This window comes from Pseudomonas sp. B21-017 (assembly GCF_024749245.1).
Classification (GTDB): domain Bacteria; phylum Pseudomonadota; class Gammaproteobacteria; order Pseudomonadales; family Pseudomonadaceae; genus Aquipseudomonas.
The window spans coordinates 6,525,683-6,550,594 of sequence record NZ_CP087194.1; the positions used below are offsets into that span (position 1 = coordinate 6,525,683).

Here is a 24,912-nt window from a genome sequence, read left to right on the forward strand (position 1 = left end):
GCAGTGACTCCCAAAGCCTATCCCTCGGACTTCTGATACGACAACCGCTAGAACTTGTCGGATTTGTCCTTCAGAACAGCCAAATTTGTAGGATGTTCGCAAATATTTTCAGGCCAGCCGAGATCGAATGTGGGAGCGGGCTTGCTCGCGAAGGCTGTTTAACATTCAACGTGGAAGTTGTCTGAGACACCGCTTTCGCGAGTAAGCCACAGGGGATTTTCTCTGTTGTCTGGTTCAGTTACAGATCCAACACCAACGGCTGCGAACCCTGCGCCGGCACCGCACAACAAATCAGCACCTCACCCGCATCGGGAACCTCCGCCGGAGGCTGTGGATAATTCACCTCTCCGCTGATCAACCGGGTTTTGCAGGTCCCGCAGGAACCGCCGCGGCAACTGAATTCCGGGCGCAAGCCACGGCTCTCCGCCAACTCCAGCAAACTGCAGCCGTCCGGCTGCCAACGCGCTTCTTTGGCAGAGCGCTGGAACACGACGGGCACCGAAACGGTAGCGGCCGGCAATTGCTCGATGACCACCGCGTCCGGGTCCGACTTGCGACGCAGCGTCGACGGGCCAAAGGTTTCGGCATGAATCCTTGAATCAGGGACATCCAGATCCCGCAGGCTGTCGTACAGCCCCTGGGTAAAACTTCCCGGACCGCACAGGACAAAATCCACTTGGTCGTAGTCCTCCACCTCAAGAGTAGTCTTGAGCAAGTCGGCGTCGATGCGCCCTGTCAGGTCGTAATCTTCACCCTCACGGGCATCGGCCTCCGGCTGACTGAGCAAACGCAGCACCCGCACCTCATCACCGAGGCCGTCGAGCAGGCGATCCAGCTCAGGGCGAAACGGTTGATCGGCCAAGGTCCGCGAGCTCTGGAAGAACCACACAGGACGGATGCGCCGCGTGCGCAGGCCTTGATAAACCACCTCCCGCAGCATCGACAGCAGCGGCGTGATCCCCACGCCAGCGGCCAATAGCACCAGCGGCCGACGCTCATTCGACGCCACGGTGAAATGCCCTTGAGGCGAGCGGGCTTCAAGCACATCGCCGACACGAATCTGCTCATGCAGGTGCGAGGACACCAGGCCTTCACGCTTCACGCTGATGCGGAAAAAGTCATCGGATGGCGCGCTCGACAAGCTGTACGTGCGGATGTGCACATCGCCTGCGATGTTGAACCGCAAGGGCAAATGTTGCCCGGCTTGAAACACCGGCAACCCGGCGCCATCGGCAGGCTCCAGATAGATCGAACGGATGTTGTGGCTCTCCCGCTCGATGCGCGTCACCCGCAGCGGCCGCCAGCGATTCCCCAGCGCCTGGGCTTGCAGGCGTGCATTCGCCTGCGCCCAGGTGCCGGTCAGCAGACTGGTGGGCGACACGCCGTCAAAGCGCCAGCGCAAGGCCAGTGCCGCGGGCCGACGCACCGCGTGCTCCACCTCGAATGTCCACAGCCGCTCGGCCCCTTGAAAGGCTTCGATCTGCGGGCCTTCAAGGATGACTTGCGTGCGACCGCTGAGGTGCAGCAAATCGCCCGAATCGAAATCGATGAACAGCAAACCGGCCCGAGGGTTGATCAGCAGGTTGCCCAAGGTATTGAAGAACAGGTTGCCGGCGAAGTCCGGGATGGTCAGGCGATTGCCTTCTATCTGGACGAAACCGGCCTGGCCGCCCCGATGAGAAACGTCCACCGAGCGTTGGCCATCGACGTCCACATAGCTGGCGACAAAGAAGGTATCGGCGCTGGCAATCATGGCTTTGGCCGCGTCATCCAGCTCATTGAGATGCTGCGCAACACGGGTCGCCGGATCCGCCAATGGCACCGAGCGAAACTGGCGCAATTGAATGTATTGTGGGCAATTGCCGAAGGATTGCTCCACCGTCACCTCGAAGCCGCTCGCCGTTACAGCGCCGACTCGACCATTGAGACGGTTGCGGCGTCGGGTGTGCAACTCGATACCGAGCAGCCCGATCGCCGCCCCGTCTTGCAGTTGTGCAGGGTCGTCGCGACCGGGCAGGCTGCCGATCTCCAACAGCCCGGGCTCGGGGGACTTCGCAAAGCCCGGCGCGCCTTCAAGAATGCTGGCCCAAGGGTTGCCGTCAGCATCCACCGCGCCGTACAGCATGAACGGCAGTTGCTGATAGAACGTACGGTGTTGGTCCGGCATCTCGCGGCGAATCACCCTACGGCCCAATGCGTCCATTCGCTCGGCGACGCCCACGTGAACCTGCAATTGTTTCTCGCCTGCATGCCAAGGTGAATGTTCCATAACGGCTTCTCCCCTGCGCTGATTGCGCAATAAGAACAGCCCGGCTGAGCTCGGGCCGTGAGCATCAGGCAGTTTTTTGCAAACCGGCGATGGTGCGCGGCATGCCGACAAACCCTGGCAAGGCTTCAACGCGCGCCAGCCAGGCGCGGATGTTGGCGTAGTCGTCCAGCGACACATTGCCTTCCGGAGCATGGGCGATGTAGCTGTAGGCGGCGATGTCGGCGATGGTCGGCTCGCTACCGGCCAGATAGGCCGTTGCGCCCAGTTCCTGATCGATCACTTTGAGCCAGGTGTGAGAATAGGCGATCACCTCTTCAGCGTTGTAAGGCGCACCAAATACAGTGATCAGCCTTGCCCTGCCGGGGCCAAAGGCAATCGGCCCGGCGGCGACCGACAACCAGCGCTGAACCTTGGCTGCACCGACCGGATCGGTTGGCAGCCAGCGACCGTTGCCATATTTTTGCGCAAGGTAGACCAGGATCGCGTTGGAGTCGGCCAGCACCATGCCTTGATCCTCAATCACCGGGACCTGGCCAAACGGGTTGAGCGCAAGAAAATCCGCTTGTTTGTGTGCGCCCTTGGGCAGATCGACGAAGATCAGCTCGGTCGGCAGTTGCAACAACGACAGCATCAGCTCTACACGGTGAGCATGGCCGGAACGGGGGAAGTTGTAGAGTTTGATGGCTTGCATGGTCGACTCCGCTGGGTGGTGGCGCCGCTCAGGAAAGATCAGCGCCGATGGAGCGCTATCTTCCATCCACAACCAAAGCAACAGAATAACCAGCAAACGCAATCCATTATTTCATCCAGTGCAATAAACCTTCAGCCGTGCAGGGCCGGGTGTTCGCGCAGCCCCTTCACCGCAAAGTCCACAAAACTGCGAACCCGCGTCGGGGCCTTGCGCCCACCCTGGTAGACCACATGAATGGGCAATGGCGGCAGTTCGAAGTCAGCCAGGACGATTTCCAGCTCACCGGTGGCGATCTTGCTCGCCACTTGATACGACAGGACTCGGGTCAACCCCAGGCCCATGGCGGCGGCAGTGATCGCCGCTTGATTGGCAGAGACCACCAGACGTGGCTCCGGACGAACACTGACCGGCTCTCCCGCCTCAAGGAACGGCCAGCTTCTGGGCTGCCCGATGGACGAGGTGGCGATGATCGGGGCGCGGCTCAAATCTGCCGGATGCCGAGGCCGACCATGGTCAGTCAGGAAACCGGGGGAAGCGCAGATCACCCGCCGCACTTCGCCCACTCGAATGGCATGCTGATTGCTGTCAGGCAACTCACCGATGCGCACAGCCACATCGATGCCCTCCTCGACCATGCTCACCACCCGGTCGACCAGCACAGCGTTGATGCTGACTTCAGGAAATTGAGTCAAGTAACCGACCATGAGCGGCGTGACGAACAAATCGCCGAACAATACCGGTGCCGTGATCGTCAGTTGCCCACGGGGCTGGGCATGGCTCCCGGCGGCCGAATCCTCGGCTTCCTGCACCTCGGCGAGAATTCTCCGACAGTCCTCCAGATAACGCTGACCTGCCTCGCTCAAATGCACGCTACGGGTGGTGCGCGTCAGCAACTGGGTGCCAATGCGCTGCTCAAGCGCCGCCACTGCCCGGGTAACGCTGGCCGCCGACATCCCCAAACGCCGCGCCGCCGCCGAGAAACCTTGATCCTGGGCGACAGCGGCGAAGACCTGCATTTCCTGGAATCGGTCCATCGGATATGTCCTTCGTTCAGGTAAAAAAAATCGCAACCGTAGGCTGCGATTTTTATTGTTTTCGATCACCTGTGGATAACTTATTCCACCGTCACCGACTTCGCCAGATTTCGTGGCTGGTCAACGTCAGTGCCTTTCAACACTGCCACGTAGTACGAAAGAAGCTGCAACGGAATCGTGTAGAGGATCGGCGACAGGATGTCGTGGATGTGCGGCATGTGCACAACATGAGTGCCTTCACCGTTGGTCATGCCAGCCTGCTCGTCGGCGAAGACGATCAGTTCACCGCCGCGGGCGCGGACTTCCTGGAGGTTGGACTTCAACTTCTCCAGCAACTCGTTGTTCGGTGCCACGGTGACCACTGGCATGTCGTTATCCACAAGCGCCAGCGGGCCATGTTTCAGCTCGCCCGCCGGGTAGGCTTCGGCGTGGATGTAGGAGATTTCCTTGAGCTTGAGCGCCCCTTCCATCGCCACCGGGAATTGCGCACCGCGACCGAGGAACAGCGTGTGGTTCTTCTCGGCGAACAGCTCGGCGATTTTTTCCACAGTGCTGTCCATGGCCAGGGCTTCGCCCAGACGGGTCGGCAGGCGACGCAGTTCTTCCACCAGAGTGGCTTCGACGCCTGCGGCCAACGTGCCGCGAACCTGACCCAGGGCCAGGGTCAGCAACAGCAGGCCCACCAATTGAGTGGTGAAGGCTTTGGTCGAGGCCACGCCAATTTCGCGACCGGCCTGGGTCAGCAGCGTCAGGTCCGATTCACGCACCAGGGAGCTGATGCCGACGTTGCAGATTGCCAGGCTGGAAAGGAAGCCCAGTTCCTTGGCGTTGCGCAGCGCGGCCAAGGTGTCGGCGGTTTCGCCTGACTGGGAGATGCTCACGAACAGGGTATCGGGCTGCACCACTACTTTGCGGTAGCGGAATTCGCTGGCGACTTCGACCTGGCACGGAATGCCGGCCAGTTCTTCGAGCCAGTAACGGGCAACCATACCGGCGTGATAACTGGTGCCGCAGGCAACGATCTGTACATTACGCACCTTGGCAAACAGCTCGGCCGCTTGTGGACCAAACGCCTGCACCAGCACCTGATTCTGACTCAGGCGACCTTCAAGCGTGCGTTGCACCACGGCCGGTTGCTCGTGAATTTCCTTGAGCATGTAATGCCGGAACTCGCCTTTGTCAGCGGCTTCGGCACCGTCACGGTACTGAACGCTTTCACGCTCGACGAGCGTGCCGTTGATGTCCCAGATCTGCACGCTGTCGCGGCGAATTTCGGCGATATCGCCTTCTTCCAGGTACATGAAGCGGTCAGTGACCTGGCGCAGGGCCAACTGGTCGGAGGCAAGAAAGTTTTCACCCAGGCCCAGACCGATTACCAATGGGCTGCCGCTGCGGGCTGCTACCAGGCGATCCGGTTGCCGAGCGCTAATCACTGCCAGACCGTATGCGCCGTGCAGTTCTTTGACGGTCGCTTTCAGGGCCGCGGTCAGGTCAGGCTGCTCTTTGAGTTTTTCGTTGAGCAGATGGGCGATGACTTCAGTGTCCGTGTCCGAGGTGAACACGTGGCCCAGGGCCTTGAGTTGCTCGCGCAGGGCTTCGTGGTTCTCGATGATGCCGTTATGCACCACCGCAAGATCGCCCGAAAAATGCGGGTGAGCGTTGCGTTCGCACGGCGCACCGTGAGTCGCCCAGCGGGTGTGGGCAATGCCCAGACGACCGACCAGAGGCTCTTCGATCAGCGCCTGTTCCAGTTCGCTGACCTTGCCCGGCCGACGCAGGCGCAAGAGTTTTTCATCGTTGGTGTACACCGCCACGCCGGCGCTGTCATAACCACGGTATTCCAGACGCTTGAGGCCTTCGAGCAGGATGGCGGTAATGTTCCGTTCTGCGACTGCACCGACAATTCCACACATGCTATTTCTCCTGACTGACAGCGGCACAAATCACATTGATGCCGCGGGCCTGAATCTGATCGCGGGCCTCAAGCGGCAGGCGATCATCGGTAATAAGGGTATGGACGCTGCTCCAAGGCAGCTCCAGATTGGGGATCTTGCGGCCGATCTTGTCGGCCTCGACCATCACGATCACTTCGCGGGCGACCTCGGCCATGACACGGCTCAGTCCCAGCAACTCATTGAAGGTGGTGGTCCCGCGCACCAGATCGATGCCATCGGCGCCAATAAATAACTGATCGAAGTCATATGAGCGTAGTACCTGCTCTGCCACCTGACCCTGGAAGGATTCGGAATGCGGATCCCAGGTACCACCGGTCATCAACAGCACCGGTTCGTGCTCGAGTTCAGTCAACGCGTTGGCGACATGCAGGGAGTTGGTCATCACCACCAGGCCCGGTTGCTGGCCGAGTTCCGGGATCATCGCGGCGGTGGTACTGCCGCTGTCGATGATGATGCGCGCATGCTCGCGAATCCGCGTGACGGCGGCGCGGGCAATGGCCTGCTTGTATTTGGAAACCGGTTGGCCGATGTCGGCGACCAGCTCCTGCGGCATGGTGACCGCGCCGCCATAACGACGCAGCAGCAGACCGTTGCTTTCAAGCGCCGCCAGGTCCTTGCGAATCGTAACTTCCGAGGTTTCGAAGCGTTTGGCCAGCTCGTCCACACTGACTTCGCCCTGCTCATTGAGCAAGGCGAGGATATTGTGGCGGCGTTGGGGCGTGTTGCGCTTTGACATGATTTGGTAAGTTTCGATTCGAAAGATAACGTAAGCAATCAAAACCTATCAGCGAAACTTCGTCAAGCCAGCATCAGAAAAAAGATGTGTGGATAACTCAAAAAAAGATCGCAGCCTCCGGCAGCGCCTACAGAGTGAACACAAATTCCCTGTAGGCGCTGCCGAAGGCTGCGATCTTTTGATCTGTGGATAACTTAACTCTTCTTGATCTTCTCAGGCCGCTTCCAGCCGTCGATGTTCTTCTGTCGAGCCCGGCCTACGGCCAACTGAGCGTTATCCACATTCTGGGTAATAGTCGAACCGGCCGCCGTGGTCGCACCGGAGGAGATATCCACAGGCGCCACCAACGAGTTATTGGAACCGATGAATACATCTTCACCCAGCACGGTTTTCCACTTGTTGGCACCGTCGTAGTTGCAGGTGATGGTGCCGGCGCCAATGTTGGTGCGCGCACCGATCTCGGCATCGCCCAGATACGTCAAGTGACCGGCCTTGGCACCTTCGCCCATGTGAGCGTTCTTCAGTTCAACAAAGTTACCCACATGCGCGCGGGCTTCCAGCACTGTGCCGGGACGCAAACGAGCAAACGGGCCGGCATCGCTGCCTTCGCCGAGAATCGCGCCTTCGATATGACTGTTGGCCTTGATCACCACGCCTTTGCGCAGGGTACTGTCCTTGATCACGCAGTTCGGGCCGATCACCACGTCGTCCTCGATGACCACTTTGCCCTCGAGAATCACGTTGATGTCGATCAGGATATCGCGACCAACGGTAACCTCACCGCGCACATCGAAACGTGTCGGGTCGCGCAGGGTTACGCCTTGAGCCATCAAACGACGAGCGGCGCGCAGTTGATAATGACGCTCCAGCTCGGCCAGTTGTTTGCGATCGTTGGCGCCCTGCACTTCCATGGCGTCATGGGGTTGTTCGGTGGCCACCACCAGACCATCACTGACCGCCATGGCGATCACGTCGGTCAGGTAGTACTCGCCCTGGGCATTGTTGTTGGAGAGGCGGCCCAGCCAATCGCCCAAACGCTGGGAAGGCACCGCCAAAATGCCGGTATTGCCTTCGGTGATCGCACGCTCAACCGCGTTGGCATCTTTCTGCTCGACGATGGCAGTCACTTTGCCGGCGGCATCACGGACAATGCGGCCGTAGCCCGTCGGGTCATCCAGCTCGACAGTCAGCAGACCCAATTGCTGCGGTGCAGCCTGCTTGAGCAGACGTTGCAGGGTCTCGACTTCGATCAACGGCACGTCACCGTAGAGAATCAGCACGGTATCGGACTCGATGAACGGCACAGCCTGGGCCACCGCATGACCGGTACCCAGCTGTTGGTCCTGCAGGACGAAATTCAGGTCATCGGCGGCCAGACGCTCGCGCACCGCTTCGGCACCATGGCCGATCACCACGTGGATGCGCTGTGGATCAAGTTGCCGGGCGCTGTGGATAACATGGCCGAGCATTGAATTACCGGCAATCGGATGCAGGACTTTCGGCAAGGCCGAACGCATGCGAGTGCCTTGGCCGGCAGCGAGGATAACGATTTCAAGGGACATGACTGGCTACCAATCCTGGGTGGTCAGCAACTGCGACCAGGTGATGAATATCGAAAAAGAAAAAAGGGTAGCCGAGGCTACCCTTTTTAATCAATCGCGCAACAAGTCGATGGCCGATTAGTGGCCGAACTTCTTGCGGATCTGCTGGACGGTGCGCAGCTGAGCTGCAGCCTCGGCCAGACGTGCGGCAGCAGAACCGTAATCGAATTCCGCGCCTCGCTCATGCAAGGCTTTCTCGGCAGCCTTAACGGCTTCCAAAGCTGCGGCTTCGTCCAGGTCGGCAGCGCGTTGCACGGTGTCGGCGAGAACCTTGACCATGTTCGGCTGAACCTCGAGGAAACCACCGGAGATGTAATACACCTCCTCTTCCCCGCCCTGCTTGATCAGGCGGATCGGGCCCGGCTTGAGATTGGTGATCAGCGGCGCGTGACCCAGGGCGATACCAAGATCACCCAGTGCACCGTGCGCAACCACCATCTCGACCAGGCCGGAAAAGATTTCCCCTTCCGCGCTGACGATATCGCAATGGACTGTCATAGCCATCTGATTGCCTCAACCTAAATTAGCGCCCGTTGCCGGGCGCCGGGATTACAGTTTCTTGGCTTTCTCGATCGCTTCTTCGATGCCGCCGACCATGTAGAACGCTTGTTCTGGCAGGTGGTCGTAGTCACCGTTGAGGATGCCTTTGAAGCCAGCAATGGTGTCTTTCAGGGAAACGTATTTACCCGAAGCACCGGTGAAGACTTCAGCCACGAAGAACGGCTGCGACAAGAAACGCTGGATCTTACGAGCACGGTTTACCAACTGCTTGTCGGCTTCCGACAGCTCGTCCATACCCAGGATCGCAATGATGTCCTTCAGTTCTTTGTAACGCTGCAGCACGTACTGAACACCGCGAGCGGTTTCGTAGTGGTCGTTGCCGATCACGTTCGGGTCCAGCTGACGCGAAGTCGAGTCCAGTGGGTCTACCGCAGGGTAGATACCCAGGGAAGCGATGTCACGGGACAGAACGACAGTGGCGTCCAAGTGGGCGAAGGTGGTCGCTGGCGACGGGTCGGTCAAGTCGTCCGCTGGTACGTATACCGCCTGGATCGAAGTAATCGAACCTTGCTTGGTCGAAGTGATGCGCTCTTGCAGCACGCCCATCTCTTCAGCCAGGGTCGGCTGGTAACCTACTGCCGAAGGCATACGGCCCAGCAGTGCAGATACTTCAGTACCGGCCAGGGTGTAACGATAGATGTTGTCGACGAACAGCAGAACGTCGTTACCTTCGTCACGGAACTTCTCGGCCATGGTCAGGCCGGTCAGTGCTACGCGCAGACGGTTTCCCGGCGGCTCGTTCATCTGACCGTAAACCAGTGCCACTTTGTCCAGAACGTTGGAGTCCTTCATCTCGTGGTAGAAGTCGTTACCCTCACGAGTACGCTCACCCACACCGGCGAACACGGAATAACCGCTGTGCTCGATGGCGATGTTACGGATCAGTTCCATCATGTTTACGGTCTTGCCTACACCGGCACCACCGAACAGACCGACTTTACCGCCCTTGGCGAACGGGCAAACCAGGTCGATAACCTTGATGCCTGTTTCCAGCAGCTCGTTGCCGCCCGCTTGTTCAGCGAAGGTTGGCGCAGGACGGTGAATGCCCCAACGCTCTTCTTCGCCGATCGGACCAGCTTCGTCGATCGGGTTGCCCAGTACGTCCATGATCCGGCCCAGGGTCGCTTTACCGACCGGTACGGAGATGGCTGCGCCAGTGTTGTTGACGTCCAGACCGCGCTTCAAGCCTTCGGTGGAGCCCATCGCAATGGTACGAACCACGCCGTCGCCCAGCTGCTGCTGAACTTCCAGAGTGGTTTCGGCGCCTTGAACTTTCAAGGCGTCGTAGATGCTCGGTACGCTGTCGCGTGGGAATTCCACGTCGATAACGGCGCCGATGATTTGAACGATACGTCCGCTACTCATAGCTGGATCCTCTGAATATTTGAACCGTTAAACCGCGGCAGCGCCGCCGACGATTTCCGAGATCTCTTGGGTGATCGCAGCCTGACGCGCCTTGTTGTAGACCAGCTGCAAATCGCTGATCAAATCACCGGCGTTGTCGGTAGCGTTCTTCATCGCGATCATCCGCGCAGCTTGTTCAGCCGCGTTGTTCTCGACCACCGCCTGGTAGACCTGCGACTCCACGTAACGGACCATCAAGCCGTCAAGCAGCTCTTTGGCGTCCGGTTCGTACAGATAATCCCAGTGGTGCTTGAGTTCTTGATCCGGGGTTGCCACCAGTGGAATCAACTGCTCCACGGTAGGCTGTTGTGTCATGGTGTTGATGAACTTGTTGGACACCACGGACAGGCGGTCAATACGGCCATCCAGGTAGGCATCCAGCATCACCTTGACGCTGCCGATCAGATCATTGATCGACGGCTCTTCACCCAAGTGGCTGATAGCTGCAACGACGTTACCGCCGAAGTTGCGGAAGAAAGCCGCACCCTTGCTACCAACGACACACAGATCGATCTCGACGCCGTTTTCGCGGTTTACCGCCATGTCCTTGACCAAAGCCTTGAACAGGTTGGTGTTCAAGCCACCACACAGACCACGGTCACTGCTCACTACGACATAACCAACGCGCTTTACTTCACGGTCGATCATGAACGGGTGGCGATATTCCGGGTTAGCGTTGGCCAGATGGCCAATAACCTGGCGGATGCGCTCCGCATAAGGACGGCTAGCAGCCATGCGCATTTGTGCCTTGCGCATTTTGCTGACCGCCACTTTTTCCATGGCGCTGGTAATCTTTTGCGTGCTTTTGATGCTCGCAATCTTACTGCGAATCTCTTTTGCGCCTGCCATGTAACACCTATCAGGTTAGCAAGCGGGAGCCGCTAGGCTCCCGCTGCGGCTTACCAGGTTTGGGTGGCCTTGAACTTCTCGATACCGGCTTTCAGGCCGCCATCGATTTCGTCATTGAAGTCACCCTTCACGTTGATCTTCGCCATCAAGTCGGCGTGATCGCGGTTGAAGTAAGCAATCAGCGCTTGCTCGAAGCTGCCGATCTTGGCGATTTCAACGTCGGTCAGGAACCCACGCTCAGCGGCATACAGCGACAGCGACATGTCGGCGATCGACATTGGCGCGTATTGCTTCTGCTTCATCAGCTCGGTAACGCGCTGACCATGCTCAAGTTGCTTACGGGTCGCTTCGTCCAGGTCAGAAGCGAACTGGGCGAATGCCGCCAGTTCACGGTACTGAGCCAGAGCGGTACGGATACCACCGGACAGCTTCTTGATGATCTTGGTCTGAGCGGCACCACCCACACGGGATACCGAAACACCGGCGTTCACAGCAGGACGGATGCCCGAGTTGAACATGGCCGATTCCAGGAAGATCTGACCGTCGGTGATGGAAATCACGTTGGTCGGAACGAACGCGGAAACGTCGCCAGCCTGGGTTTCGATGATCGGCAGTGCGGTCAGGGAACCGGTTTTGCCGGTCACTGCGCCGTTGGTGAACTTCTCTACGTATTCTTCCGAAACGCGGGAGGCGCGCTCCAGCAGACGGGAGTGGAGATAGAACACGTCGCCTGGGTAAGCTTCACGGCCTGGTGGACGGCGCAGCAGCAGGGAAATCTGGCGGTAAGCCACTGCTTGCTTGGACAGATCGTCATAAACGATCAGCGCGTCTTCACCGCGATCGCGGAAGTATTCGCCCATGGTGCAACCGGAGTACGGTGCCAGGAATTGCAGTGCTGCAGATTCCGAAGCGCTCGCTGCAACGATGATGGTGTTAGCCAGTGCACCGTTTTCTTCCAGCTTGCGAACTACGTTGGCGATGGTCGATTGCTTCTGACCGATAGCTACGTAGACGCAGAAAATGCCGCTGTCTTTCTGGTTGATGATCGCGTCGATAGCCAGAGCGGTTTTACCGATCTGACGGTCACCGATGATCAGCTCACGCTGGCCACGGCCGACAGGGATCATCGCATCGACAGCCTTGTAGCCAGTCTGTACAGGCTGGTCTACCGACTTACGCCAGATCACGCCTGGAGCAACTTTCTCGACCGCGTCGGTCTCGGTGTTGTTCAGCGGACCTTTGCCGTCAACTGGGTTACCCAGTGCGTCGACTACGCGACCCAGCAGTTCCTTACCAACCGGAACTTCGAGGATGCGGCCGGTGCACTTGGCGCTCATGCCTTCAGCCAGAGTCTGGTATGCGCCCAATACAACGGCACCTACAGAGTCTTGCTCCAGGTTGAGAGCCATACCGAAGACGCCGCCCGGAAACTCGATCATCTCGCCGTACATAACGTCGGCCAGACCGTGAATCCGCACGATACCGTCAGATACGCTGACGACAGTGCCTTCGTTACGGGCTTGGGAGGTCACATCGAGCTTGTCGATGCGGCCCTTGATAATTTCACTTATTTCGGAAGGATTGAGTTGCTGCATTGCTCTGCTGCCCCTTCAAACTCAAGATTTCAATGCTTCGGCAAGTTTCGCGATTTTGCCGCGAATCGAGCCATCGATAACCAGGTCGCCGGCGCGGATGACAACACCACCAATAAGGGATGAGTCTTCCTCGACTTGCAGGCGCACTTCCCGGTTGAGTCGTGCACTGAGAACCTTGGCGAGTTTGTCTTGCTGTTCTTGGTTCAATGCAAAAGCACTGGTCACTTCAACGTCTACCGATTTCTCTTGTTCGGCCTTGTACAGGTCAAACAGAGCGGCGATCTCCGGCAGAAGCGGGAGACGGTCGTTTTCGGCAACGACGTGAATGAAGTTCTGCGCCTTGACATCAAACTTGTCGCCGCACACGTCAATGAACGTGGCGGCCTTTTCTGCGCTCGTCAGTCGCGGGGCCTTGAGCACGCGCTGCATGGTGTCGTCTTCCGACACCGCTGCTGCCAGGCCGAGCATGGCTGACCAATTGGCCAGTTGCTGGTGGGCCTGAGCGTGCTCGAAGGCCGCCTTAGCGTAAGGTCGGGCCAACGTGGTCAGTTCTGCCATGATCGCCCTCGCTTAGATTTCAGCAGCCAGTTGGTTAACCAGCTCTGCGTGCGCGTTTTGATCGATTGCTTTGCCCAGGATCTTCGCAGCACCGCCAACGGCCAGGCTACCCACTTGGGCGCGCAGCGCGTCTTTGACGCTGTTCAGTTCCTGTTCGATCTCGGCCTGAGCCTGAGCCTTCACACGGTCAGCTTCGACGCGAGCCTGTTCACGGGCTTCGTCGACAATCTGGGTACCGCGTTTCTTGGCTTGCTCGATGATTTCAGCTGCCTGAGCTTTCGCTTCGCGCAGTTGCTGACCCGCTTTTTCTTGGGCCAACTCCAGGTCGCGAGCTGCTCGGCTGGCAGCGTCCAGACCATCAGCGATCTTCTTTTGACGTTCGTGCAGAGCCGCGATGACCGGAGGCCATACGAACTTCATGCAGAACAGTACAAAAATCAGGAACGCAACGGACTGGCCAATCAGGGTCGCATTAATGTTCACGCCAACACCTCGCAGTTACGTTGTCCATCACACCAAATTACCCGGAAGATCCGAGTAATTAGCCAGCGATTTGACCAACGAACGGGTTCGCAAAGGTGAAGAACAGAGCGATACCAACACCGATCATGGTTACGGCGTCGAGCAGACCGGCAACGATGAACATTTTAACTTGCAGCATTGGAACCATTTCTGGCTGACGCGCTGCGCCTTCCAGGAACTTGCCGCCCAGCAGGCCGAAACCAATTGCGGTACCCAGTGCGCCCAGGCCGATCAACAGTGCAACAGCGATAGCGGTTAGACCAACTACAGTTTCCATCTTTCCTCCCGACTTTTACGTCGTATGGTTTAGGTTTTTTAGATTTTAAAGCGGTAAAACAAATCGTTTCATAGCCCGTTTAGGGCACCCACCCGTTTGACCGGGTGGGACATCAGACCAGTCGAGACTGGTCTTAATGGTTTTCTTCGTGCGCCATCGACAGGTAGACGATGGTCAGCATCATGAAGATAAATGCCTGCAGGGTGATGATCAGGATGTGGAACACAGCCCACGCCCACTGCAGAACTACGCCCAGGCCGCTCAGCCAGAGCAGACCGCTGCCGAACATCACAGCGATCAGAATGAACACCAGCTCACCGGCATACATGTTGCCGAACAGACGCAGAGCCAGGGAGATCGGCTTGGCGATCAGGGTCACGAATTCCAGCAGGAAGTTCACCGGAATCAGCAGCGCCTGAACAAAGATGTTCTTGCTACCGAACGGGTGCAGGGTCAGCTCGCCGATGAAGCCGCCGAGGCCCTTGATCTTGATGCTGTAGAAAATGATCAGCGCAAACACCGTGAAGGCCATGGCCAAGGTAGCGTTCGGGTCGGTGGTCGACACGGCGCGGAACGGGATGTGGTGGTCGCCGGAGATCAGGATGGCCAGCTGAGGAATCCAGTCAACCGGTACCAGGTCGATGGCGTTCATCAGGAAGACCCAGACGAAGATGGTCAGTGCCAGCGGTGCAACCACTGGACTACGGCCATGGAAGCTGTCTTTCACGCTGCCATCGACGAATTCGACCAATACTTCAACGAAGTTCTGCAAAGCACCAGGTACACCTGTAGTCGCCTTCTTTGCCGCCATGCGGAAAAGAAGAACGAAGATCAGACCCAACGCGACCGACCAGCCGAGGGTATCGACGTGGAAAGCCCAGAAGCCCATTTCCTTGGCTTCTGCTGCGGAGTGGGCAAAGCCCCAGCCGCCGTTGGGTAGCTGACCGAAGGTCAGGTTCTGCAAGTGGTGCTGGATATAGCCCGAAGCGGTTGTTTCTGCCATGGTTGCCTCAAACGCCCTAAGGTCTCGAAAGTCTTGTTCTCATAAGCAGGGGAGCGAACCAGCTGACCAGTTGGGTCAGCACGAAGACGCCGAATACTGCTAGCGGCGCCAATGGCTTCACACCTGCAAACGTCAGTGCAAACAGCACTGCCGTCAAAATCAGTTTGCCCGCCTCGCCGGCATAAAAAGACCGGACGATAGCTTGAGCTGCTCGGGCGCCGGAAAACCGAAATGCCCTGTGAGCGAAATAAATATTGGGAAGCAAGGCTATCAGGCCTCCGCAAAGTCCTGAGTACCCGGCAACGACTCCATACCATCGCCAGAGCGCCAAAGCGGCAATCAGCAAAACGACGAATTGAGCCATTAACACCGGAAAAACAGCCAATCGATGGAAAGGCAAGCGGTCTGGCGTGCGGTTTTCCATCACTTTTGCTCCCCAATGGTCGGCTGCCGAAATTCAATAACTTGGCATAATTTGTGCCGACAAAATGCGCGCAGAGTATAGGGGCGGTTCTGCCCCTATTCAACTGTCAGGTAGTGATTTCCGACTTCACGCTACAAGAGGAATTGTTTCAGCGGATGTGTGCGAGCACACCTTGAAGTTCATCAAGAGAGTTGTAGCCGATCACCAACTGCCCCTTACCCTTCTTTCCGTGGCGGATCTGCACCGCAGAGCCTAGGCGCTCGGCCAGGCGCTGCTCGAGCCGGGCGATATCCGGGTCCGGTTTTGCCGGTTCCACAGGCTCCGGTTTGCCACTCAACCACTGGCGAACCAGTGCTTCAGTCTGGCGCACAGTCAGCCCCCGTGCGACAACATGTCGCGCCCCTTCAACCTGTTGGTTTTCCGGTAAACCCAGCAAGGCACGGGCATGACCCATTTCCAGGTCGCCGTGAGACAGCATTGTCTTGATGACTTCCGGCAACGAAATCAGGCGCAATAGGTTGGCCACGGTAACGCGGGACTTACCCACAGCCTCGGCCACTTGTTGCTGAGTCAGCTGGAATTCCTGCTGCAAACGCTGCAAGGCCACCGCTTCTTCGATCGGATTGAGGTCTTCGCGCTGGATATTCTCGATCAACGCCATGGCGATGGCGGTTTCATCCGGCACATCGCGGACCATCGCCGGGATGGTTTCCTGGCCAGCCTGCTGGCTGGCGCGCCAGCGGCGTTCGCCGGCGATGATTTCGAAGCGACCGCTGCCAATCGGGCGAACCACGATCGGCTGCATCACGCCCTGGGCCTTGATCGACTGCGCCAGCTCTTCCAGCGCCTGAGGATCCATGTCCCGACGTGGCTGGTACTTGCCACGCTGGATCAGGTCCAGGGGCAGGTGCTGCAGCTCACGCTGGTCGGCTTGCACCGCTTGTTCTTCCAGCGAGCTGACAGTCGGACCACTCAGCAGTGCATCCAGTCCACGTCCGAGACCTCGTTTCTTGACGGCCATGGGGATTCCTTAAGTTGCCTGGGCAGCGGCGGTGCGTGAATTTTTGCGTTGACGGCGAACCATCTCGCCGGCCAATGCCAGGTAGGCAATCGCGCCGCGCGATGATTTATCGTACGCCAGCGCCGGCATGCCATAGCTTGGCGCTTCGGCCAGACGGATGTTGCGCGGAATCACGGTGTCGTAGAGCTGATCGCCAAAGTGTTCCTTGAGCTGCGCCGAGACGTCGTTCATCAGGCTCAGGCGCGGGTCGTACATGGTCCGCAACAGGCCTTCGACTTTCAGATTCGGGTTCAGCAGTTCGGCAATGCGCTTGATGTTATCCACAAGGTCGCTCAACCCTTCGAGCGCGAAGTACTCACACTGCATGGGGATAATGACCCCGTCGGCGGCAACCAGCGCATTGAGCGTGAGCATCGACAGCGATGGCGGGCAGTCGATCAAAATGTAATCGTAGTTTTCACGGATCGGCGCCAACGCGCTGCGCAGGCGGCTTTCCTTCATCTGCATTTCCAGCAGAACGACTTCGGCCGCGGTCAGATCGCGGTTTGCCGGCAACAACTGGTAACCACCGTGTTCGGAATAGTGCATGGCCTGGGCCAGATCACATTCACCGATCAACAGATCGTAGACCGAGTTTTCCAGACCGTGTTTATCCACACCGCTACCCATGGTGGCGTTGCCCTGTGGATCAAGATCGATCAACAGCACCCGACGCTTGGTAGCGACCAGGGAAGCTGCGAGGTTGATGCAGGTGGTGGTCTTGCCCACACCACCCTTTTGGTTCGCTATCGCGAATACCTTAGCCATTCTTGCTTGTGTTCCCAATCATGCCGTGCGGCGCAGTATCAGCAGATGGCGTTGGCCTTGGCAACCGGGTACGGCCAGGGCGTGTTCGCTATCGAGGTGGAAGTCTGCCGGCAATGCTACCAGCTCATCGGCGGGATGAACGCCCTTCATTGCCAGCCAGCGTGTATCGGCGTCGCCCAAATGGCGAGTCCAGTTGCTGAAGTTCTCCATGCTGCTGAACGCCCGGGAAATGATCCCGTTGAATGGCAGTTCAGGCTGGAAGGCTTCGACGCGACTGTGGATAACTTGCAGGTTATCCAGTTTGAGTTCGAGTTTGACCTGGGTCAGGAAGCGGGTTTTCTTGCCGTTGCTGTCCAGACAGGTCACCTGGGACTCAGGAAACAGGATCGCCAACGGAATACCCGGCATGCCTCCGCCGCTGCCAACGTCCAGCCAGCGACCATTTTCGACGAACGACATCACGCTCAAGCTATCGAGCAGGTGACGGGAGACCATTTCGTCCGGATCGCGCACGGCGGTCAGGTTGTAAGCCTTGTTCCATTTGATCAACAAAGCCAGATAACCCAGCAGCTGAGCGTGCTGGGCTTCCGTCAGTGTGACACCGAGCTGGCGAGCACCTGTGGATAACTCTTCTGCATGTTGCGAGGTAACCAACGAACTCAAGCGCTTTGCTCCAACTGACGGCCCGCGCCGCGTTTTTTCAAATGAATCATCAACAGCGAAATCGCCGCTGGGGTCACGCCCGGAATACGCGACGCCTGGCCCAAAGTCTCTGGACGGGTCGCACCGAGCTTGCTCTGGATCTCCTTGGAGAGACCGGAGATGTTCGTGTAATCGATATCCACAGGCAGTTTGGTGTCTTCGCTGGCCCGCAGGCGTGCGATTTCATCCTGTTGACGGTCGATGTAACCGGCGTATTTGGTCTTGATTTCGACCTGTTCGGCGACCTGTGGATCTTCTGCGCCCCCGCCAGTCACGGCGATCAGACCAGCGTAGTCGATTTCCGGACGGCTCAGCAGGTTGAGCAAATTGTATTCGTGGGTCAGCGGCGTGCCGAACTTCTCGGCAATCGCATCGCCCTGCTCGGTGCCCGGGCGAACCCAGGTACTTTTCAGGCGTTGTTCTTCCAGATCGATGCTTTCGCGTTTTTTGCAGAAAGCCGCCCAACGCGCGTCATCCACCAGACCCAGTTCGCGACCTTTTTCGGTCAGGCGCAGGTCGGCGTTGTCTTCGCGCAGAATCAAGCGGTATTCGGCGCGGGATGTGAACATCCGATACGGTTCCTGGGTACCGAGGGTAATCAGGTCGTCAACCAAAACGCCGATGTACGCTTCATCACGACGCGGGCACCAGGCATCTTTGCCCTGGGCTCGCAGTGCGGCGTTGGCTCCAGCCAGCAAACCCTGGGCGCCGGCTTCTTCGTAACCGGTGGTGCCGTTGATTTGCCCGGCGAAGAACAGACCGGCGATGACTTTGGTTTCCAGGCTGTACTTCAGGTCACGCGGGTCGAAATAGTCGTACTCGATGGCGTAGCCCGGACGCACGATGTGCGCGTTTTCCATGCCGCGGATCGATTGCACGATCTGCAATTGCACGTCGAACGGCAAGGATGTGGATATCCCGTTCGGGTACAGCTCGTGAGTGGTCAACCCTTCCGGTTCGATGAAGACCTGGTGGCTTTCCTTGTCGGCAAAGCGGTGGATCTTGTCTTCGATCGATGGGCAATAACGTGGGCCGATGCCTTCGATCAACCCGGCATCGGAATACATCGGCGAACGGTCGAGGTTGGCGGCAATGATTTCGTGGGTCCGGGCGTTGGTGTGGGTGATCCAGCAACTGACCTGTTTCGGGTGCTGTTCTTTGGAGCCCATGAACGACATGACCGGGATCGGCGTATCACCGGCTTGCTCGGTCATGACCGAGAAATCCACAGACCGACCGTCGATACGCGGCGGAGTACCGGTTTTCAGGCGACCGACACGCAATGGCAGTTCACGCAGACGACGTGCCAAAGCAATCGAAGGCGGATCACCGGCGCGACCGCCGGAATAATTCTGCATCCCGATGTGGATAAGTCCACCGAGGAAGGTGCCCGTCGTCAGCACCACGGAGTCGGCGAAGAAACGCAGGCCCATTTGCGTGACAACGCCGCGCACTTGTTCCTGTTCGACGATCAGGTCGTCCGCGGCCTGTTGAAATATCCACAGGTTCGGCTGGTTTTCCAAAGCTTCGCGGACAGCGGCCTTGTACAGAACCCGATCTGCCTGGGCGCGAGTTGCACGCACGGCCGGGCCTTTGCGGCTGTTCAATACGCGAAATTGAATACCACCTTTATCGGTAGCCATGGCCATCGCGCCGCCCAGGGCATCGATTTCCTTGACCAGATGGCTTTTACCGATCCCACCAATGGCGGGATTGCAGCTCATGGCACCGAGGGTTTCCACGTTATGCGTCAGCAACAGGGTTTTTGCCCCCATACGTGCTGATGCAAGTGCTGCCTCGGTACCGGCATGACCGCCGCCGATGACGATCACTTCAAAACGGGAAGGGAAATCCACCACGCACCTCGTGCCTGCTTTAGTCAGGTAATCCGGAATAGTTTGAGCTCAGGTTCTTGGACCTGGTCGGCAAGTATAGGGACTTCGCCCTTCCTAAAGAACCCTTTGCACAAAATTTAACCAGCTGTGGAGAAGTCGGGGTTATAGAAATTAAAAAGAGAGAAATTTATTAAATCTTTGTTTTTATGTTTATTTCTACTGACCCACCTTTCTGTGGATAGATTCATACAGGCCTTTATTTTCAATGTGTACAGAGATTCAAAACCCTGTGGTCATGTGCCGAGGAGGCCCTTGGATAACCGGTGTAAGCCTGTGGATGAAAGGGGCTGTTATCCACAGAGGCGGTTATCTTCAGTTTTGAGGCCTTGTTATCAACTGCCCTTAGCGGCAGTTATTCACAGGGCTTAATCCACAGAAAAGGGCTGACCGAGCAAATCCCGGGCACGGAAAATCTGCCCGAACAGAAAAATCTGCTCGGGAGCGGAGGGCTATTTCAGAAGAAGAGGGGCAGACAGGCCAGAACGGCCTGTCTGTGGGTAACGCAGAAGGACTATTTACCGATGCAGAAGCTGGAGAAGATCCTGCCCAGCAGATCATCGGAGCTGAATGCCCCGGTGATCTCGCCCAAAGACTGCTGGGCTTGCCGCAAATCTTCGGCCAGCAGTTCACCGGCACCCGCTAACGTCAGCTGTGCGCGGCCGTGTTCGAGGGACGCACTCGCGTGACGCAGTGCCTCCAGGTGACGCCTGCGAGCACTGAAGCTGCTTTCAGAGGTCTGCTCGTAACCCATGCAGGCCTTGAGATGCTCGCGCAACAACTCCAGGCCTTCGCCGGCGGACCTGGCACTGAGGCTGATCGTGACGTGGCCATCGTTACTGACTTCCAGGGCAATTGCTTCGCCCGTCAGGTCTGCCTTGTTACGAATCAGCGTCACTTTTGCCGGATCCGGGCGGGTTTCGAGGAATTCAGGCCACAAGGCAAATGGATCAAGGGCCTCGGGAGCCGTGGCATCGACCACCAGCAATACCCGATCCGCCTCGCCGATGGCTTTCAATGCTCGTTCGACGCCGATTTTCTCGACCTGATCGTCGGTATCCCGCAGCCCGGCAGTGTCGACCACATGCAACGGCATGCCATCGATGTGGATATGTTCGCGAAGAATGTCCCGGGTCGTGCCAGCAATCTCGGTCACGATCGCGGCTTCACGTCCGGCCAGGGCATTCAGAAGGCTGGACTTGCCGGCATTCGGCCGGCCGGCAATGACTACCGTCATGCCGTCACGCAGCAAGGCCCCCTGCCCGGCTTCCCGAAGCACTGTGGATAATTCGTCGCGTACTTTGTCCAGCATGCTCAGCACGTGGCCATCGGCGAGGAAGTCGATTTCTTCTTCAGGGAAGTCGATAGCCGCTTCGACGTAAATGCGCAGGCCTATCAATTGCTCGGTAAGGTTATGCACACGTTGGGAAAACGCCCCTTGCAACGAACGCAGGGCATTTCGTGCTGCCTGTGCAGAACTCGCCTCGATCAGGTCGGCAATGGCTTCGGCCTGAGCCAGATCAAGCTTGTCATTGAGGAAGGCGCGCTCGCTGAATTCACCCGGTCGGGCCAAACGGCAGCCCAGTTCAAGGCAGCGTTTGAGCAACATATCCAGGACGATTGGTCCGCCGTGGCCCTGCAGCTCCAGCACATCTTCGCCGGTGAACGAATTCGGTCCCGGGAAATACAGTGCGATGCCTTCGTCCAGCACCTCTTCGTTTTCACTGAGGAACGGGCCGTAATGGGCGAACCGCGGTTTCAGCTCGCGGCCGCTGATGGCTTTGGCCGCCACACTCGCCAGCGGCCCGGAAATACGGACGATGCCCACACCGCCGCGACCTTGAGCGGTGGCAACGGCAGCGATGGTTTCACGAGGAACGCTCATAAACCGGTATCCAGACAAAAGTGACAGATAGCAAAACGCCCCACTAGGGGGCGTTTTGAGTGGTTATCCACAGTGTAAATCAGGCAGCTGCTTTGGTAGCCGCTTCGATCTTACGAGTGATGTACCACTGTTGGGCGATCGACAGGCAGTTGTTCACTACCCAGTACAGTACCAGACCGGCCGGGAACCACAGGAAGAAGAAGGTGAAGATGATTGGCATCAGCTTCATCACCTTGGCCTGCATTGGATCCGGAGGCGTCGGGTTCAACTGCTGCTGGATGAACATGGTTGCGCCCATGATGATCGGCAGAATGAAGAACGGATCCTTGATCGACAGGTCAGTAATCCACAGCATGAATGGCGCCTGGCGCATTTCCACACTTTCCAGCAGAACCCAGTACAGCGAAAGGAAAACCGGCATCTGCACCAGGATTGGCAAGCAGCCACCCAGTGGATTGATCTTCTCTTTCTTGTACAGCTCCATCATGGCTTGCGACATTTTCTGCCGGTCTTCGCCATGTTGCTCTTTCAGCGCGGCCAGTTTCGGTGCCACTGCACGCATGCGCGCCATGGATTTGTAGCTGGCGGCCGACAGCGGGAAGAAAATCCCCTTGATCAGCATGGTCAGGAAGATGATCGAGAAGCCCCAGTTACCAACCAGTGCGTGGATATGTTGCAGCAACCAGAAGATTGGCTGGGCAATGAACCACAGAATGCCGTAGTCGACGGTCAGTTCCAGACCTGGGGATAACTGTTTCAGCACAGCCTGGCTTTTTGGACCTGCGTACAGAACGGCGCTGGTTTCAACTTTGGCACCTGGCGCAGCAGTCAGCGAAGGACCGGTGTAGCCGATGATGTAGTTGCCTTTGCTGTCTTTACGGGTCTGGACGACGTTGTTTTCGCCCTTGGCCGGAATCCATGCGGTCACGAAATAGTGCTGCAACCAGGCAACCCAGCCACCGCTGACGGTTTCTTTCAGCTGAGCCTTGTCCATGTCCTTCATCGACACTTTCTTGTACGGCTCGTTACTTGTCCACAGGGCGGCGCCCAGGTAAGTCGCGGTGCCGGTGGCAGTGCTGGAAGAAGGATCGGAACTGGCGTCACGCTTCAGTTGCGCGAACATTGCACCGGACCAGGGCTGAGCGCTCTGGTTGTCGATCAGGTAGGAAACGGTTACGTCATACAGGCCACGTTTCAGGGTGAAACGCTTGATGTAGTTGACGCCGTCCTTGCTGAACTTCAGGTCCACGACCAATTGGTCCTGACCGTCAGCCAGTTGATAAATCTTCTTCTCGGAGGAGTAAACCGGACGACCGGCAGGACTTGCGTCCGGACCGTTGGTGCCGATCAGGCCGCTTTGAGCCAGATAAGTCCGCTCGTTGCCGTTATCGAACAACTGGAATGGAATTTCCGGATGGTCCTGGCGACGTGGATACAGCGGCAGCGTCAACTGGGCAACATCGCCACCTTGTGGATCGATGGCCAGGTTGAGCACATCCGTTTTGATCTGGATGAGGTCTTTGCTTGCAGCCACTGGCGTTTCAGCAGGTGCAGTTGCACTGGTATCGCTTGCGGCGCGCGGGATGTCGTCACTGGCGGAAGCATTATTGCCAGTCGCCGTATCCGGTAGACCCGGTGCGGTAGTACTGGAAGCAACATTCTGAGTCGGCAGGGCAGCCTGGCCATAGTCCTGGTTCCATTTAAGAACCATAACGTAGGACACGATTGCCAGGGCGACGATCAGGATCGTGCGTTTGATATCCATGATTACTCGGCCATCGAAGAAGAACGGGAGGTAGGGATAGGTGGAACCGGGTCATAACCACCGGGATTCCACGGATGACAGCGACCTAAACGACGAAAGGTCAGCCAGCCACCGCGCAGAAGGCCATGATTTTCTATGGCTTCTAACGCGTAGCAGGAACAACTGGGGTAGAAACGACAGTGATTGGCCATCAGGGGACTAATGGCATAGCGATAAAACTGGATCGGAACGAGTGCCAGTTTACGCATCGGGACTGTCTACCCCTACAGTTTCGGCTTTGACTGCTGGTACCGGCTTGCTGCGTGCCAGACGTTTCCAGAGTTTGCCGAAATGCTGAATCAATTCGGGGTTTTCTACGTCACCCAAACCTTTGCGCGCGACGATAACAATGTCCCAACCGACCAGTGAATCCTGGTTCAGGCGAAACGATTCGCGCATCAGACGTTTGAGGCGATTGCGCTCGACGGAGAGCTTTACGCTCTTTTTCCCGATAACCAGCCCGAGACGGGGGTGATCAAGATCGTTATTGCGCGCAAGGAGCAGGAGATTTTTCCCCGGAACCTTGCCGGTAGGGGAGTCAAAGACTGCCTTGAAATGCCGGGGAGTAAGCAGACGCTTATCCCGACTGAAGTCCTGACTCACCTCCAGTGCCGGATTATCAAACTGCCAGACGCGCACGACCTTTGGCGCGACGACGCGACAGGACGGCACGACCGTTCTTGGTAGCCATGCGAGCACGGAAACCGTGGGTACGAGCGCGTTTGATAGTGCTTGGTTGGAAAGTACGTTTCATTGTCGTGTTACCTGGTTCGTCCACAACGGGCCGGAATGGCCCCCGTTTTAAGAGACCGGGGATTCTAGAGAAAGCAAGCCTCTAGGTCAATTTCCAACCAACGTTTCCTTATAAATAGATCTCCAGAGGATTTGCTCGTCCGCAGGTCGTTCGCTAGATATAGAAATAAAGAAGGGAATTATTTAAAGCTTTTCTGTAAAGCTTGTAAAAGCTAGGCACGCGATCATCTGTGGATAACTTCCTTAAGCCCTTAAAAACCGTGATGTACAGAGAATGACAACTACAGTGGAAAACGGTGATCAGCCTGTGCTGCGCTATCGGATAAGCTGTGTGTGGAAAGGTCAGTTATCCACAGGCAGGTTATCCACCGAGTTTCGCCCCCACTTGTCCAGTGCCCTCATGGGCGGTTATCCACAGAGCTTATGCACATACCGTTGGTCTTCTTTTTGAGAGTTAACGCGTTGATAATTCATGCCCTGTGCGCAACCTGCATGTGGATAAGTGGGCGTCTGGCCGCTACAATGACCGCTTGTTTTTGCCTCACCGGCTTTCAACTTAGGGGATATCC

At 57.6% G+C, this 24,912-nt stretch carries 24 protein-coding genes; all 24 read right to left on the bottom strand.

Annotated elements, in window-relative coordinates; translation table 11 throughout:
- Window positions 1–238: 238 nt before the first annotated feature.
- The gene (locus LOY28_RS29780; protein ID WP_258612891.1) at window positions 239–2,269 is read right to left on the bottom strand and encodes a pyridoxamine 5'-phosphate oxidase family protein; all 2,031 of its coding nucleotides are present in this window, start codon (window positions 2,267–2,269) and stop codon (window positions 239–241) included.
- A gap of 64 nt (window positions 2,270–2,333) precedes the next feature.
- Complete coding sequence (locus tag LOY28_RS29785; RefSeq protein WP_258612892.1) at window positions 2,334–2,960, bottom strand: glutathione S-transferase family protein; 627 nt, start codon at window positions 2,958–2,960, stop codon at window positions 2,334–2,336.
- Between the two features lie 131 nt (window positions 2,961–3,091).
- On the bottom strand, window positions 3,092–3,994 hold the full coding sequence (locus tag LOY28_RS29790) for a LysR family transcriptional regulator (protein WP_028940081.1): 903 nt from the start codon (window positions 3,992–3,994) through the stop codon (window positions 3,092–3,094).
- 80 nt (window positions 3,995–4,074) lie between these two features.
- Complete coding sequence (gene glmS / locus LOY28_RS29795; RefSeq protein ID WP_019580348.1) at window positions 4,075–5,907, bottom strand: glutamine--fructose-6-phosphate transaminase (isomerizing); 1,833 nt, start codon at window positions 5,905–5,907, stop codon at window positions 4,075–4,077.
- 1 nt (window position 5,908) lies between these two features.
- Window positions 5,909–6,688: a DeoR/GlpR family DNA-binding transcription regulator gene (locus LOY28_RS29800; protein WP_172901217.1), complete on the bottom strand. Its 780-nt coding sequence runs from the start codon at window positions 6,686–6,688 to the stop codon at window positions 5,909–5,911.
- A 191-nt stretch (window positions 6,689–6,879) separates the two neighbouring features.
- Entirely contained in the window at window positions 6,880–8,247 is a 1,368-nt protein-coding gene (glmU, locus tag LOY28_RS29805) for a bifunctional UDP-N-acetylglucosamine diphosphorylase/glucosamine-1-phosphate N-acetyltransferase GlmU (protein ID WP_019580347.1), read from the bottom strand.
- A 117-nt stretch (window positions 8,248–8,364) separates the two neighbouring features.
- Entirely contained in the window at window positions 8,365–8,790 is a 426-nt protein-coding gene (locus LOY28_RS29810) for a F0F1 ATP synthase subunit epsilon (RefSeq protein WP_007934346.1), read from the bottom strand.
- A 45-nt stretch (window positions 8,791–8,835) separates the two neighbouring features.
- Window positions 8,836–10,212, bottom strand: a complete 1,377-nt coding sequence (gene atpD, locus LOY28_RS29815) for a F0F1 ATP synthase subunit beta (RefSeq protein ID WP_007969907.1) — start codon at window positions 10,210–10,212, stop codon at window positions 8,836–8,838.
- 27 nt (window positions 10,213–10,239) lie between these two features.
- On the bottom strand, window positions 10,240–11,100 hold the full coding sequence (gene atpG / locus LOY28_RS29820) for a F0F1 ATP synthase subunit gamma (protein ID WP_007934344.1): 861 nt from the start codon (window positions 11,098–11,100) through the stop codon (window positions 10,240–10,242).
- Between the two features lie 50 nt (window positions 11,101–11,150).
- A complete protein-coding gene (atpA, locus tag LOY28_RS29825) occupies window positions 11,151–12,695 on the bottom strand; it encodes a F0F1 ATP synthase subunit alpha (protein ID WP_007969905.1) in 1,545 nt (514 codons plus the stop codon).
- A gap of 21 nt (window positions 12,696–12,716) precedes the next feature.
- Entirely contained in the window at window positions 12,717–13,253 is a 537-nt protein-coding gene (locus tag LOY28_RS29830) for a F0F1 ATP synthase subunit delta (RefSeq protein WP_007985049.1), read from the bottom strand.
- A gap of 12 nt (window positions 13,254–13,265) precedes the next feature.
- Window positions 13,266–13,736, bottom strand: coding sequence for a F0F1 ATP synthase subunit B (locus LOY28_RS29835; protein WP_258612893.1), 471 nt, complete (start codon window positions 13,734–13,736; stop codon window positions 13,266–13,268).
- Window positions 13,737–13,794: 58 nt separating this feature from the next.
- Window positions 13,795–14,052, bottom strand: a complete 258-nt coding sequence (atpE, locus tag LOY28_RS29840) for a F0F1 ATP synthase subunit C (protein WP_003097235.1) — start codon at window positions 14,050–14,052, stop codon at window positions 13,795–13,797.
- Window positions 14,053–14,185: 133 nt separating this feature from the next.
- Window positions 14,186–15,055 (bottom strand): F0F1 ATP synthase subunit A, encoded by an 870-nt coding sequence (gene atpB, locus LOY28_RS29845; protein WP_007934337.1) that lies wholly within the window; start codon window positions 15,053–15,055, stop codon window positions 14,186–14,188.
- A gap of 16 nt (window positions 15,056–15,071) precedes the next feature.
- Window positions 15,072–15,479, bottom strand: coding sequence for a F0F1 ATP synthase subunit I (locus tag LOY28_RS29850; protein ID WP_064621181.1), 408 nt, complete (start codon window positions 15,477–15,479; stop codon window positions 15,072–15,074).
- A gap of 148 nt (window positions 15,480–15,627) precedes the next feature.
- Window positions 15,628–16,500 (bottom strand): ParB/RepB/Spo0J family partition protein, encoded by an 873-nt coding sequence (locus LOY28_RS29855; RefSeq protein WP_007934333.1) that lies wholly within the window; start codon window positions 16,498–16,500, stop codon window positions 15,628–15,630.
- A 9-nt stretch (window positions 16,501–16,509) separates the two neighbouring features.
- Window positions 16,510–17,307, bottom strand: a complete 798-nt coding sequence (locus LOY28_RS29860) for a ParA family protein (RefSeq protein ID WP_007934331.1) — start codon at window positions 17,305–17,307, stop codon at window positions 16,510–16,512.
- Between the two features lie 18 nt (window positions 17,308–17,325).
- A complete protein-coding gene (gene rsmG / locus LOY28_RS29865; protein WP_007934329.1) occupies window positions 17,326–17,970 on the bottom strand; it encodes a 16S rRNA (guanine(527)-N(7))-methyltransferase RsmG in 645 nt (214 codons plus the stop codon).
- Window positions 17,967–19,865: a tRNA uridine-5-carboxymethylaminomethyl(34) synthesis enzyme MnmG gene (mnmG, locus tag LOY28_RS29870; protein WP_018927325.1), complete on the bottom strand. Its 1,899-nt coding sequence runs from the start codon at window positions 19,863–19,865 to the stop codon at window positions 17,967–17,969. Before mnmG ends, rsmG begins: the two co-directional genes overlap by 4 nt.
- A 550-nt stretch (window positions 19,866–20,415) precedes the next feature.
- Window positions 20,416–21,786: a tRNA uridine-5-carboxymethylaminomethyl(34) synthesis GTPase MnmE gene (gene mnmE / locus LOY28_RS29875; protein WP_018927324.1), complete on the bottom strand. Its 1,371-nt coding sequence runs from the start codon at window positions 21,784–21,786 to the stop codon at window positions 20,416–20,418.
- Window positions 21,787–21,865: 79 nt separating this feature from the next.
- Window positions 21,866–23,551, bottom strand: a complete 1,686-nt coding sequence (gene yidC, locus LOY28_RS29880) for a membrane protein insertase YidC (protein WP_018927323.1) — start codon at window positions 23,549–23,551, stop codon at window positions 21,866–21,868.
- A 2-nt stretch (window positions 23,552–23,553) separates the two neighbouring features.
- A complete protein-coding gene (gene yidD, locus LOY28_RS29885) occupies window positions 23,554–23,799 on the bottom strand; it encodes a membrane protein insertion efficiency factor YidD (protein WP_003213574.1) in 246 nt (81 codons plus the stop codon).
- Window positions 23,792–24,193, bottom strand: a complete 402-nt coding sequence (gene rnpA / locus LOY28_RS29890; RefSeq protein WP_026286513.1) for a ribonuclease P protein component — start codon at window positions 24,191–24,193, stop codon at window positions 23,792–23,794. The genes yidD and rnpA overlap by 8 nt, the downstream gene beginning before the upstream one ends.
- Before the next feature lie 16 nt (window positions 24,194–24,209).
- Complete coding sequence (gene rpmH, locus LOY28_RS29895) at window positions 24,210–24,344, bottom strand: 50S ribosomal protein L34 (protein ID WP_003213577.1); 135 nt, start codon at window positions 24,342–24,344, stop codon at window positions 24,210–24,212.
- Window positions 24,345–24,912 lie beyond the last annotated feature (568 nt).